This window comes from Microbacterium sp. P5_E9 (assembly GCF_054049175.1).
In genome coordinates this window covers 42,805-55,776 of record NZ_JBFUMV010000008.1, presented here as the reverse complement: position 1 = coordinate 55,776, position 12,972 = coordinate 42,805, and the positions used below count along the sequence as shown (strand labels likewise).

Genomic DNA, 12,972 nt, shown 5'->3' with positions numbered 1-12,972 from the left:
CACGCGCGAGGCTTCGGCCTCGGCATCCGGAAGAAGGCTGACATGCCCCGTACCGTCTACGATCCGCCCGCGCTCGAGCCCGGCACCCTTCGGGTGTTCCCGCTCGGCGGCCTCGGCGAGATCGGCCGCAACATGACAGTCTTCGAGTTCGGCGGCAAGCTGCTGATCGTCGACTGCGGGGTGCTGTTCCCCGAGGAGCACCAGCCTGGGGTCGACCTGATCCTGCCCGACTTCGAGCCCATCAAGAAGMGACTGGACGACGTCGTCGGCGTGGTCCTCACGCACGGCCACGAAGACCACATCGGCGCGGTTCCGTACCTGCTGAAGCTCAAGCCCGATATCCCGCTGATCGGGTCGGGGCTCACGCTCGCCCTGATCGAGGCGAAGCTCAAAGAGCACCGCATCAAGCCGTACAGCCTGACCGTCAAAGAGGGTCAGCGCGAGCGCCTGGACCCGTTCGACCTCGAGTTCGTCGCGGTCAACCACTCGATCCCCGACGCGCTCGCCGTCGCGATCCGCACCCCCGCGGGGCTCGTGCTGGTCACCGGTGACTTCAAGATGGACCAGCTGCCCCTCGACGGCCGGCTCACCGACCTGCGCGCGTTCGCGCGCCTCGGCGAAGAAGGCGTCGACCTGTTCCTGGTCGACTCGACGAACGCCGACGTGCCGGGCTTCACCGCCTTGGAGCGATCCATCGGACCGGTGCTCGACCAGGTCATCGGCAAGGCGCCTCGGCGCGTGATCGTCGCGAGCTTCTCGAGTCACGTGCACCGGGTGCAGCAGGTGCTGGATGCCGCGGCCCTGCATGGCCGCCGCGTCGCGCTCCTCGGCCGCAGCATGCTGCGGAACATGACCATCGCCGAGGACCTCGGCTACCTGCACGTGCCCGAGGGCATCCTGATCGACTACAAGAAGGCTCGGGACCTTCCCGAAGACCAGATCGTGTACATGTCCACCGGCTCGCAGGGCGAGCCGATGGCGGTGCTCAGCCGGATGGCGAACAACGACCACGAGATCGAGCCGGGGCCGGGCGACACCGTCATCCTCGCCTCCAGCCTCATTCCGGGCAACGAGAACGCCGTCTACCGCGTGATCGACGGACTCACCAAGCTCGGCGCCAACGTCGTGCACAAGGGCAACGCCAAGGTGCACGTCTCGGGCCACGCTGCGGCCGGCGAACTGCTGTACTGCTACAACATCCTCAAGCCCCGCAATGTGCTGCCCGTGCACGGCGAGTACCGGCACCTGATGGCGAACGCGCGGCTCGCGCAGGACACCGGCATACCAGAGGACCGCACGATCCTCGGCGAGAACGGCACCGTGATCGACCTGCGCGACGGCGTGGCCCGCGTCGTCGGACAGCTCGACATCGGCTTCGTGTACGTCGACGGCTCGACCGTCGGAGAGATCACGGATGCCGACCTCAAGGACCGCAGGATCCTCGGGGAAGAGGGCTTCATCTCCGTCATCGTCGTCGTCGACGCCTCCACCGGCAAGGTCATCTCGGGGCCCGAGATCCACGCCCGCGGATTCGCCGAGGACGATGCGGTGTTCGACAGCGTGAAGCCGAAGATCGCCGCGGCGCTCGCCGAAGCGGCCCAGTCCGGCGTGCGCGACCAGCACGCCCTTGCCCAGGTCGTGCGGCGCGTGATCGGACGCTGGGTCAATCAGTCTCTGCGCCGGCGACCCATGATCATTCCGCTCGTCATCGAGGCGTGACGCGCGAGCCATAGAATCGCCGCATGCCTCCGACCTTCCGACTGCGCCCTGCCGGCCAGCCTGACGGCGCCTTCCTCGGCGACATGGTCGTCGAGGCGGCGAACTGGCGGCAGGGCGGCATCCGGCCGCGCCACGAGATCCTGACGAGCGCCGAGCACTCCCGCTACCTCAGCGGGTGGAAGCGTCCGACCGACGCGGGGTTCATCGCCCTCGATGCGAACGATGAGCCGATCGGCGCCGCGTGGTACCGGATCATGCCGCGCAGCGACCCCGGGTTCGGCTACGTCGGAACCGGGGTGCCCGAGCTCATCATCGGCGTGCGTCCGATCTGGCGCGCGCACGGTGTCGGACGGGCGCTGCTGCAGCAGTTGTGCGACCACGCCCGCACGCAGGGCTTCGCCCGGCTCAGCCTCAGCGTGGAGCGCGGGAACTTCGCGGTGACGCTGTATCGCAGCGAAGGATTCGCGGTCACCCAGAGCGGAATCGGGCGCGACACGATGGTCAAGCGCCTGCACTGACGCGGCCCGACCGGGGGTGTGCAGCCGCTCTCTGCCGGTCCCGGCGAGGTTACGATCCGCGTCGCTGCGCCCAAACGGCGCCGCGGCGCTTTACCTTTGAGGACATGGCCAGGAGCTCAAGCCCGACCGCGCGTGGTGGCGCGCCTTCGAAGGGCGCCTCCTCACCAGCCCGCAAACCCGCCCCGGCGCCCAAGCGCTACGTGGGTGAACCCGAGAAGCCGCCGCTCATCGCGCGGGCCTGGCTCGGGCTCGCGCACGGCGTCGGCGGGCTCTTCCGCGCCTTCGGGCCTGAGACCCTCGAAAAGGACCAGCGCCGCGACGGTTTCCCCTTCCTCCTGGTGCTCCTGGCCGTGGTGGGCGCCGTCGTCGAGTGGTTCTTCATCGGCTCGCCGGTCGCCGTCACCATCAGCGCGTACACCGCGGGCGCCCTCGTCGGTCGCGTCGCCTTCGTGCTCCCCGTGCTGCTCATGCTCCTTGCCGGCTGGCTGTTCCGGCATCCGTCGTCCGTGCACGACAACGGGCGCATCGGGATCGGATTCGGTCTCTTCGTCGTCACGGTGGCGGGGTTCTGCCACGTCCTCGGCGGGCGACCGCAGCCGCGTGAGGGTCTCCCCGCGCTGAGCGCGGCGGGCGGCGTGCTGGGCTGGCTGATCGGCGAGCCACTCGCGCTGGTGCTGACCGAGGTCGGCGCCGGCATCGTCCTCGGCGTGCTCACGATCCTCAGCATCCTGATCCTCACCAAGACGCCGCCCAACCGCATCGGCCGGCGGCTCGGGGAGCTCTACGCGTGGATGTTCGGCGATGAGCGGTCGACCGAGCCGACGGAGCCACGGTTCGCACCGGCCGACGCGGACGACACCGGCAACGACTCGACGCCGTGGTGGCGACGCAACAAGACCGGTCGCGAAGAGGACCCTACCGGGGCCATCGGGTCGCAGGACCTGACGGTCCTGCTGCCGCCGGGGTCGTCGCAGGGCGGGTTCGAGAAGGCCGTCGTGGTCCCCGCAGCGGGGCCCGAACCGGTCGCTACGGATGCGCTCACCGAGATCTTCGACGCCGCGGCGCTTGCCGGTGCGGCCACCGGTGCGTCGCACGGTGAGACTTCGATCCGCGACGACGATGCGCTCGACGCGGACGGCGTGCTTCCCGGCCTCAGCGGCCTCGGAGCAGCAGACCACCCCCGGACGCCCCCGGCCATGCCGTACCGACTCCCGTCCGTGAACGCGCTCGCGGCGGGCAGTCCGCACAAAGCCAGGTCCGCGGCGAACGACGACGTGGTGCGGGCGCTCACGAGCGTCCTGCAGCAGTTCCAGGTCGACGCACGGGTCACCGGCTTCTCGCGCGGTCCGACCGTCACGCAGTACGAGATCGAGGTGGGGCACGGCGTGAAGGTCGAGCGCATCACGGCGCTCACCAACAACATCGCGTACGCCGTCGCCTCGAACGAGGTGCGCATCCTCGCCCCGATTCCGGGCAAGAGCGCGATCGGCGTGGAGATCCCGAACGTCGACCGCGAGATCGTGACCCTGGGCGACGTGCTGCGCTCGCCTACGGCGCAGCAGTCGACGCATCCCATGACGATCGGCGTCGGAAAGGATGTCGGCGGCGGCTACGTCGTCGCGAACCTCGCGAAGATGCCGCACCTCCTGGTGGCGGGCTCGACGGGCTCCGGCAAGTCCAGCTTCGTCAACTCGATGATCACGAGCCTGCTGATGCGCTCCAAGCCATCCGAGGTGCGCATGGTGCTCATCGACCCGAAGCGGGTGGAGCTCACGTCCTACGCCGGCGTTCCGCACCTCATCACGCCCATCATCACGAACCCGAAGAAGGCCGCCGAAGCCCTCCAGTGGGTCGTCAAGGAGATGGACATGCGGTACGACGATCTCGCGTCGTTCGGCTACCGCCACATCGACGACTTCAACCGCGCCGTCGTCGCGGGCGAGGTCAAGCTCCCGCCGGGCAGTGAGCGCGTCCTCAAGCCCTACCCCTACCTCCTCGTGGTGGTCGACGAGCTCGCGGACCTGATGATGGTCGCCCCGCGCGACGTCGAGGACTCGATCGTCCGCATCACCCAGCTCGCCCGGGCGAGCGGCATCCACCTCGTCCTGGCGACGCAGCGCCCGTCGGTCGATGTCGTCACCGGCCTGATCAAGGCGAACGTGCCTTCGCGGCTCGCCTTCGCGGTCACGAGCGTCACCGATTCGCGCGTCATCCTCGATCAGCCGGGCGCCGACCGCCTCATCGGCCAGGGCGACGCCCTGTTCCTTCCGATGGGCGCGTCGAAGGCGGTCCGCGTGCAGGGCGCGTGGGTCAGCGAAGTCGAGATCGAGAAGGTCGTCAAGCACGTCACCCAGCAGGCTCGCCCCGACTACCGCGACGACGTGGCCGTCGTCGCGGAGAAGAAGGACGTGGATGCCGATATCGGCGACGACCTCGAGCTCCTGCTCGCCGCGGCCGAGCTCATCGTGTCGACTCAGTTCGGCTCGACCTCGATGCTGCAGCGCAAGCTCCGCGTCGGCTTCGCGAAGGCCGGTCGGCTGATGGACCTCCTCGAATCGCGCGAGATCGTCGGACCCTCCGAGGGATCCAAGGCTCGCGATGTCCTGGTCACCGTCGAGCAGCTGCCCGGCGTGCTGGCGAAGCTGCGGGGCGGGGATTCGCCCGCCGCAGGGGATCCGGCCGACCCCGCTGACCGCTACGTCGCCAACGCCGTAGAGTCGCAGTACGAGGGCTATCCGATCGTCGAGAGTGAAGGCGATGAGGATGCCTGGGGCCTGACCGGACGGGACTGATATGGCGATTCCGCGCCAGCTGCCGAACACCATCACGATCGTCCGCATCCTGTGTGCGCCGATCTTCCTCTGGATGCTGCTCGCCGATGGGGGAGCGGACGGCGCGCTGCGCTGGTGGGCTGCTGCCCTGTTCATCGTGGCCATCGCCACGGACGGGATCGACGGCTGGCTAGCGCGCAAGTACGAGATCGTCACCGACCTCGGCAAGCTGCTGGACCCCATAGCGGACAAGGTGCTCACCGGCTTCGCCTTCATCGGTCTGTCGATCCTCGGCGAGCTGCCGTGGTGGGTGACCGTGGTAGTCCTGATCCGGGAGATCGGCATCACCGTCTACCGCTTGATGGTCGTCAGCGACCACGTCCTGGCCGCGGCCTGGATGGGCAAGCTCAAGACCGTCGCGCAGGCGCTCGCGCTGTCGCTGGCCCTGCTTCCGCTGTGGACGCTCGTCGGCGAATGGATCTGGTGGGTCAACGGCATCCTGATGACGATCGCGGTGGTCCTTACGATCGCAAGCGGGGTCGACTACGTGGTGAGTGAGGTGCGCGCCGCCCGGGCCAAGCCCAGGGGGAGCGCGCAGTGACCATGCGCGAACGGCCCGATGCGGATCTTCCGGACGGGCTCGAGGACACCCTGGCGCGCGCGACCGGCACAGAGGCGGAGCGGCTGCTCGCCCGGCTCGACGAGCTCGGCTGGACGGTCGCCATCGCAGAGTCCCTCACCGGGGGACTCGTCGTCTCTTCGCTCGTCGAGGTTCCCGGGGCCTCGCGGGTGCTGCGCGGCGCTGTCGTGGCCTACGCGACGGAGGTGAAGCACTCTGTGCTCGGCGTCGACTCGGTGCTGCTGAGCGACCACGGGCCGGTGCACCCGCGCGTCGCCCGCCAGATGGCCGAGGGTGTGCGCGTGCGTCTCGGCACCGAGGACGAGCCCTGTCACGTGGGCATCTCGACGACCGGAATCGCCGGGCCGGATTCGCCGGACGGCCAGCCGGTGGGTACGGTTCACATCGGCGTCGCGACGCCGCTCGGCACGCGGGTGGCGTCGTTCGAGCTCAGCGGCACCAGGAACGAGATCCGCGCGATGGCGGCTCGCCAGGCTGTGCGCGCGGCGCTCGACGCGCTCTGAGATTGCCCGTTTCCGGCGGGAATGCGGGACGTTTCGAGTCGGTTACATTCCGCGATTCCCACCCGTTACCCAGCGCGTGGGATTAGATTGGCCTCATCCGGTGTTGTAATGTTTTCCACCCGGACGGCGGCGGAAAGAGGAGGGGGCGCACAATGATCCTGGTTCGTCATGAGATCGGTGAAGTGCTACGCGACTTCCGTCTGCAGAAGGGTCGCACCCTCCGTCAGGTCGCCAGTCGCGCCAGTGTCGCGCTCGGCTACCTGAGCGAGGTCGAGCGTGGGCAGAAGGAAGCATCGAGCGAGATCCTCGCCTCGGTGGCCGAAGCCCTCGACGTCCCCATCTCCATCATCATGCGCGAAGTCGGCGATCGCATCGCGGTGCTCGAGGGCATCCACGGCTTCCCCGACGTCGTCCCCGACGACCTCGTCGCCTCGGTAGAGCCTCAGCTCTCGCTGCGTTGACACCGGCCCCTGGCCCGCTTCATGCGACGCAGTGAGTTCGACCGCGCCGTGCAGGATGAGTTCGGCGCCCGCGGAGACGCGCTGGTCGCCGATCTCTTCCTGCCCGAACTGGGTGACCGCACGGCGGCGCAGGCGCTGACGGCCGGCCTGGACCCGCGCGAGATCTGGCTTGCGCTGTGCGATGCGACGGATGTCCCGCCCGAACGGCGCTACGGCACCGGGCGCCTGGAGTCCCGTCGACGCTGACGAATCCGTCGGCGCGCTTTTCGGCGTGTCGTCGAAGATCTGTTCGATGGCTCCGTAGGCTCCTGCACAGCAGGTGTCGATGCGTGTGCACTCACGGGTCGGGAGGAGCGAAGACGAATGTCGGAGCCCCTCCCTAACGTGAACCACGTCGCACGACACCCCACGCCTTGTCGCAGCATCGGCTCCATCCGGAGCGGAGCGCGACAGCCTACAGGCGACGGAACGCGAGCATAAGGAGCACGCCATGCCATCACCCGCTGACCGCGAGAAGGCCCTCGAATCGGCCCTCGCCCAGATCGACCGGCAGTTCGGAAAGGGCTCGGTCATGCGATTGGGCAGCGACGAGCGCGCCCCGGTCGAGGTCATCCCCACCGGCTCGATCGCGCTGGATGTCGCCCTCGGCGTCGGCGGACTCCCGCGCGGTCGCATCATCGAGATCTACGGCCCGGAGTCCTCGGGAAAGACCACGCTCACGCTCCACGCGATCGCCAACGCGCAGCGCGCCGGCGGAATCGCCGCGTTCATCGACGCCGAGCACGCGCTCGACCCCGACTACGCGCAGAAGCTCGGCGTCGACATCGACCAGCTCCTCGTGTCGCAGCCCGACACGGGGGAGCAGGCGCTTGAGATCGCCGACATGCTGATCCGCTCCGGCTCGATCGACCTCATCGTGATCGACTCGGTCGCAGCTCTCGTGCCCAAGGCCGAGATCGAGGGTGAGATGGGCGACACGCATGTGGGTCTGCAGGCCCGTCTGATGTCGCAGGCACTGCGCAAGCTGACCGGCGGCCTGAACACCACCAACACCACGATGATCTTCATCAACCAGCTGCGCGAGAAGATCGGCGTGTTCTTCGGCTCACCCGAGACCACCGCCGGTGGCAAGGCGCTGAAGTTCTACGCGTCGGTGCGCCTCGACATCCGTCGCATCGAGACGCTCAAGGACGGCACCGACGCGGTCGGCAACCGCACCCGCGTCAAGGTGGTCAAGAACAAGATGGCCCCGCCCTTCAAGCAGGCGGAGTTCGACATCATCTACGGGATCGGCATCTCGCGCGAAGGCAGCCTGATCGACTTCGGCGTCGAGCACGGGATCGTCAAGAAGTCCGGTGCCTGGTACACGTACGACGGCGAGCAGCTGGGCCAGGGCAAGGAGAACGCCCGCAACTTCCTCATCAAGAACGYGGATGTCGCGAACGACATCGAGCAGAAGATCAAGGCGAAGCTCGGCATCGGTCAGCCCAAGGCCGAGGTTGCGGCCTCAGACGAACTGGCCGCGCGCCGCCCGGCCTGATGTTTCGACGTCGCTCAACAACCGGGGTGAGGTATGCATGAGGACGAGGATGGGGAGTCCCCGGACCCCCCATCCTCGGGCCCCGAACTCGCCCCCGTCATCCCGCTGTTCGGCGGCGCTCCGGCGCGCGCTGAATACGTCCCGGCCGCCTACAGCGCGGCAGAGGGCGACGATGGGGAGGATGACGAGGCGAACGTCGCGATCGACCGCGAGAACGCCGAGAACATCCTGCTGAAGCGGCTGCGCACCCGGCAGCTGTCGGTCGCCGAGGCACGCACCCTCGTCGCTCAGCGGGGACTCGGTGCCGACGAGGTCGACTCCGTGCTGGAGGACTTCCTACGGCGCGGCTATCTCGACGACGCCGGTCTCGCGGAGCAGCTGATCCACGTCGGCACAGACCGCAAGGGCCAGGGGCGGCAGGTGATCGCCCAGACCCTCGCCAAGCGCGGGATTCCGCGCGATGTCGCCGACGCTGCGCTCGCCACTCTTCCCGACGACGACTTCGAGCGAGCACTGGAGTACGCCCGCTCGAAAGCGCGGTCGCTCGCGTCCGTCGATCGCGAGACCGCGGTGCGCCGACTGGCCGGGCAGCTCGCACGCCGGGGCTATCGCGGGTCGGTCGCGCTGACGGCGGCGCAGACCGCACTCGACGAGTCGTCGAGCGGGCTGCGCGGTGTGGCCTTCCGTTAGCCGGCTCCCCGATCCTGGGGGCAGCGGTCCAGCCCCTGCTCCCAGGTGCGGCTCGTAGAATGACACCCATCATGACTTCTGCGTCCTCGTCCCCGACGATCATCGCGCCATCGAGCGCGGCGCTCGCTTCGGATGGCCACGCCCGCACCTACGAGGTGCGCACGTTCGGCTGCCAGATGAACGTGCACGACTCCGAGCGGCTCTCCGGTTCGCTCGAGAGCGCCGGCTACGTTCCCGCAGGCGCAGGGCAGGATGCCGACGTCATCGTCATCAACACCTGCGCGGTGCGCGATAACGCGGCCGGCAAGCTGTACGGCACCCTCGGTTACCTGAAGTCGCGCAAGGATAAGCACGACGGCATGCAGATCGCCGTCGGCGGCTGCCTCGCGCAGATGGACAAGCAGACCGTGCTGCAGAAGGCGCCCTGGGTCGACGTGGTGTTCGGCACGCACAACATGGGCTCGCTCCCGGCACTCCTGGAGCGCGCACGGCACAACGGCGAGGCGGAGCTCGAGATCCTCGAGTCCCTCGAGATCTTCCCGAGCACACTCCCGACCAAGCGCGACGCCCTGCACAGCGGCTGGGTGTCGATCTCGGTCGGCTGCAACAACACCTGCACCTTCTGCATCGTGCCGAGCCTGCGTGGCAAAGAGAAGGACCGCCGCCCCGGCGACATCCTGAACGAGATTCGATTGCTCGTCGACGACGGCGCCATCGAGGTCACCCTGCTCGGCCAGAACGTGAACTCCTACGGCGTCGAGTTCGGCGACCGTCAGGCGTTCGGCAAGCTGCTGCGCGCCGCCGGCGAGATCGACGGGCTCGAGCGCATCCGCTTCACGAGCCCGCACCCCGCCGCGTTCACCGACGACGTGATCGATGCGATGGCCGAGACGCCTGCGGTCATGCCGCAGCTGCACATGCCGCTGCAATCGGGCAGCGACCGCATCCTCAAGGCGATGCGCCGGTCGTACCGCAGCGACAAGTTCCTCGGCATCCTCGATCGCGTCCGGGCCAAGATGCCACACGCCGCCATCTCGACGGACATCATCGTGGGCTTCCCCGGCGAGACCGAGGAAGACTTCGAAGACACCCTGCGCGTGGTGGAGCAGGCGCGCTTCGCGAGCGCTTTCACGTTCCAGTACTCGATCCGCGAGGGCACACCGGCCGCGACCATGCCCGACCAGGTGCCCAAGCACATCGTGCAGCAGCGCTACGAACGGCTTGCCGCGCTGCAGGACCGCATCTCGCTGGAAGAGAACCAGAAGCAGGTGGGGCGCGAGCTTCAGGTGCTGGTCTCGACCGGAGAAGGCAAGAAGGACGCCGCCACCCACCGGCTGACCGGTCGTGCGGAAGACAATCGTCTCGTCCACTTCGAGCTACCCGCCGGTTCGGCGGTGCCGCGACCGGGCGATGTCGTGACGGTCACCGTCACCCATGCCGCGCCGTTCCACCTCCTCGCCGACCTGCCGGACGGCGATGCCCTGCGCATCCGTCGCACCAGCGCGGGCGACGCCTGGGACCGCGCGCAGGCGGAATCCTGCGCGATCCCCTCAGCGGCGAGCGACCCGGGCGCACCGCGCGCGATCTCGCTCGGTCTGCCCACCCTCCGCATCGGCGTGTGAGCGCGCCGGGCTCGTCCGCGCCTCGCGTCTGGGCGGTCGTCGGGGCCACCGGCACCGGCAAGTCGGCACTGTCGCTCGATCTCGCTCAGGCGCTTGTGGCGCGCGGGCGATCCGCCGAGGTCGTCAATGCCGATGCCATGCAGCTGTACCGGGGCATGGATATCGGCACAGCGAAGCTTCCGATCTCCGAGCGGCGCGGCATCCCGCATCACCTCCTCGATGTCCTCGACGTCACCGAGGATGCCGCCGTCGCGTGGTACCAGGAGGCCGCACGCGACGCGATCCGGCAGATCCTCGGTGCCGGCGCCGATGCGATCCTGGTCGGCGGCTCCGGCCTTTACGTCTCGAGCGTGCTGTTCGACTTCCGCTTCCCGCCGCGCGACGCCGATGTGCGTGCCCGTCTCGAGGAGGAGCTCGACCGGCTCGGGCCCGGGGCGCTGTTCGCCCGGCTCCGCGACGTCGACCCGGTCACCGCAGAGCGCGTCGACCCCCGCAACGGGCGACGGGTCGTGCGCGCGCTCGAGGTGCTCGAACAGGGCGCTGCCACCCACGGTGCCGCCCTGCCGGAAGCGCCCGTCCTCTGGCACGCCGATACCGTCATCGTCGGGATTGCGGTCCCGCGTGAGGAGCTGGTGCCGCGCTTGGATGTGCGCGTCGAGGCGATGTGGCGGGACGGTCTGCTCGACGAGGTCGCGCGGTTGCGCGAGCGAGGGCTCGAAGCGGGCGTGACCGCACGACGGGCGATCGGCTACGCCCAGGCCCTCGCGCAGCTGACCGGCGAACTCAGCGAGGCCGAGGCCATCGGCCTGACCCAGCAGCTCACCCGGCGCTACGCCAGACGGCAGGTGTCGTGGTTCAAGCGATATGCCGGAGTGCAGTGGGTGGAGCCCGGCCATCCGGCGCCGACGCTGCTGGCGGCKGAGCACTGACGCGGCGGCATCCGTAGAATCGGAGGATGCCGCAGACCATCCCTTTCACGAAAGGTCATGGCACGGGCAACGACTTCGTCATCGTCGCCGACCCTGACGGAGCACTCGACCTCAGCGACGATCAGATCGCGGTCCTGTGCGACAGACGCTTCGGCATCGGCGGCGACGGCGTGCTGCGGGTGGTCCGCTCCACCGCGATCGACGAAGGAGCTTCCGCCGCGGCAGCCGGCGCCGAGTGGTTCATGGACTACCGGAACGCCGACGGCTCCAAGGCGGAGATGTGCGGCAACGGCATCCGCGTCTACCTGCACTATCTGCTCGAGGCGGGTCTTCTGCAGCTCGCTGAGGGCGGCTCGGTGCTGATCGGCACCAGGAACGGTCCGCTTCCTCTATCGCGCAGCGCGCTGGGGTACGAGGTGGATCTCGGGCGGTTCCGGATCGAGAGCGGCGAGATGCTCGTGCGCGCCCGCGGAAACGCGGTGCCCCGACCAGGGCTGGGGATCGACGTCGGCAACCCACACGTCGTCGTCGCGCTCCCGTCCATCGAAGAGCTCGACGCGCTCGATCTCGGAGGACGCCCCCAGCTGCACCCTGAGCCGGCCAAGGGCGCGAACGTCGAGTTCGTCGTTCCCGCGGATCCGCTCGTCCACGAGGGTGTGGGCGCGATCCGTATGCGCGTCTTCGAGCGCGGCGTGGGTGAGACGCTCAGCTGCGGAACGGGGGTCGCCGCCTCGGCTCTCGCGGTCCGGCACTGGGCCGGACGTGCTGCCCCCGATCGCTGGACCGTCGAGGTGCCGGGCGGAACGCTCGGTGTCCGGATCGTCGAGGTCGCCGGTGACCCGCACGTGTTCCTGTCGGGTCCTGCCACCCTGGTGTTCTCCGGCGAGGTCGCACTCGCCTGAGGACGAGCCTGTCTACGGCAGCGTCAGCGGCTCCGTCGGGGGAGAACCGTGGCGCCGCGCCTTCAGCACGCGGAATCCGCGGCCGGTGGCCGCCCGGTGCACGCTGAATCCGTCGGCGAACGTCGCAGCGAGCCACCGCTGCAGCGAATCCGACCCGAGGTTGCGCTGCACGACGAGCCAGGCATCCGATCGCTCGTCCAGACGCGGGATCCACTGCTCGAGCAGACCATGCAGCTCGTTCTTGCCCACCCGGATCGGCGGGTTCGAGCGGATGGTGCGGAAGGTCACGTCTGCGGGAACATCCTCGGGCAGGACGGCGTTGATGTTCTCGACGCCGAGGGAGGCCGCATTGCGGCGCACGAGGTCGAGTGCTCGCTCATTGACGTCGACCGCCCAGACGGTCGCGTGTGGGGCCTCCAGCGCGAGCGACAGCGCGATCGGTCCCCAGCCCGACCCGAGGTCGAGCAGATGCCCTCCTGGTGGGGGCGGGGGAGTGTTGGCGAGCAGCACTGCAGTGCCGGAGTCGACATGATCCGGACTGAAAACGCCGCCCGCCGTCGTCAGATCGAGGTCGTGGCCGGCCAGTCGCACACGAATCCGCCGAAGGTTCTCGGCACTGGCTGGCGACGCGCTGAAGTAATGGTCGCTCCCCATGGCTGTCGAGCGTAGCGGAGGAC

13 protein-coding genes are annotated in these 12,972 nt (G+C 68.9%); 12 read left to right on the top strand and 1 reads right to left on the bottom strand.

Annotated elements, in window-relative coordinates:
• Nucleotides 1-42 precede the first annotated feature (42 nt).
• From ACXJ3V_RS11875 to dapF, 12 genes are all read left to right on the top strand, one after another.
• Nucleotides 43-1,719, top strand: a complete 1,677-nt coding sequence (locus tag ACXJ3V_RS11875; protein ID WP_457100515.1) for a ribonuclease J — start codon at nt 43-45, stop codon at nt 1,717-1,719.
• A gap of 23 nt (nt 1,720-1,742) precedes the next feature.
• Nucleotides 1,743-2,237, top strand: coding sequence for an N-acetyltransferase family protein (locus ACXJ3V_RS11870; RefSeq protein WP_457100514.1), 495 nt, complete (start codon nt 1,743-1,745; stop codon nt 2,235-2,237).
• 104 nt (nt 2,238-2,341) lie between these two features.
• Entirely contained in the window at nt 2,342-5,029 is a 2,688-nt protein-coding gene (locus ACXJ3V_RS11865) for a DNA translocase FtsK 4TM domain-containing protein (RefSeq protein WP_457100513.1), read from the top strand.
• Between the two features lies 1 nt (nt 5,030).
• Nucleotides 5,031-5,609, top strand: coding sequence for a CDP-diacylglycerol--glycerol-3-phosphate 3-phosphatidyltransferase (gene pgsA, locus ACXJ3V_RS11860; RefSeq protein ID WP_457100512.1), 579 nt, complete (start codon nt 5,031-5,033; stop codon nt 5,607-5,609).
• A 2-nt stretch (nt 5,610-5,611) separates the two neighbouring features.
• Nucleotides 5,612-6,151 (top strand): CinA family protein, encoded by a 540-nt coding sequence (locus ACXJ3V_RS11855; RefSeq protein WP_457100598.1) that lies wholly within the window; start codon nt 5,612-5,614, stop codon nt 6,149-6,151.
• Nucleotides 6,152-6,303: 152 nt separating this feature from the next.
• On the top strand, nt 6,304-6,612 hold the full coding sequence (locus ACXJ3V_RS11850; RefSeq protein WP_457100511.1) for a helix-turn-helix domain-containing protein: 309 nt from the start codon (nt 6,304-6,306) through the stop codon (nt 6,610-6,612).
• A 21-nt stretch (nt 6,613-6,633) separates the two neighbouring features.
• The gene (locus ACXJ3V_RS11845) at nt 6,634-6,858 is read left to right on the top strand and encodes a DUF3046 domain-containing protein (protein ID WP_457100510.1); all 225 of its coding nucleotides are present in this window, start codon (nt 6,634-6,636) and stop codon (nt 6,856-6,858) included.
• A 244-nt stretch (nt 6,859-7,102) separates the two neighbouring features.
• Nucleotides 7,103-8,152 (top strand): recombinase RecA, encoded by a 1,050-nt coding sequence (recA, locus tag ACXJ3V_RS11840; RefSeq protein ID WP_457100509.1) that lies wholly within the window; start codon nt 7,103-7,105, stop codon nt 8,150-8,152.
• Nucleotides 8,153-8,185: 33 nt separating this feature from the next.
• Nucleotides 8,186-8,842, top strand: a complete 657-nt coding sequence (locus tag ACXJ3V_RS11835) for a regulatory protein RecX (protein ID WP_457100508.1) — start codon at nt 8,186-8,188, stop codon at nt 8,840-8,842.
• Nucleotides 8,843-8,913: 71 nt separating this feature from the next.
• Nucleotides 8,914-10,464, top strand: a complete 1,551-nt coding sequence (gene miaB, locus ACXJ3V_RS11830; RefSeq protein WP_457100507.1) for a tRNA (N6-isopentenyl adenosine(37)-C2)-methylthiotransferase MiaB — start codon at nt 8,914-8,916, stop codon at nt 10,462-10,464.
• Nucleotides 10,461-11,393: a tRNA (adenosine(37)-N6)-dimethylallyltransferase MiaA gene (gene miaA / locus ACXJ3V_RS11825; RefSeq protein WP_457100506.1), complete on the top strand. Its 933-nt coding sequence runs from the start codon at nt 10,461-10,463 to the stop codon at nt 11,391-11,393. The genes miaB and miaA overlap by 4 nt, the downstream gene beginning before the upstream one ends.
• 26 nt (nt 11,394-11,419) lie before the next feature.
• Nucleotides 11,420-12,295, top strand: coding sequence for a diaminopimelate epimerase (gene dapF, locus ACXJ3V_RS11820; RefSeq protein WP_457100505.1), 876 nt, complete (start codon nt 11,420-11,422; stop codon nt 12,293-12,295).
• A 12-nt stretch (nt 12,296-12,307) separates the two neighbouring features.
• On the opposite strand, the gene ACXJ3V_RS11815 is transcribed toward dapF, so the two are convergent.
• Entirely contained in the window at nt 12,308-12,949 is a 642-nt protein-coding gene (locus ACXJ3V_RS11815; RefSeq protein ID WP_457100504.1) for a class I SAM-dependent methyltransferase, read from the bottom strand.
• Between the last annotated feature and the right edge of the window lie 23 nt (nt 12,950-12,972).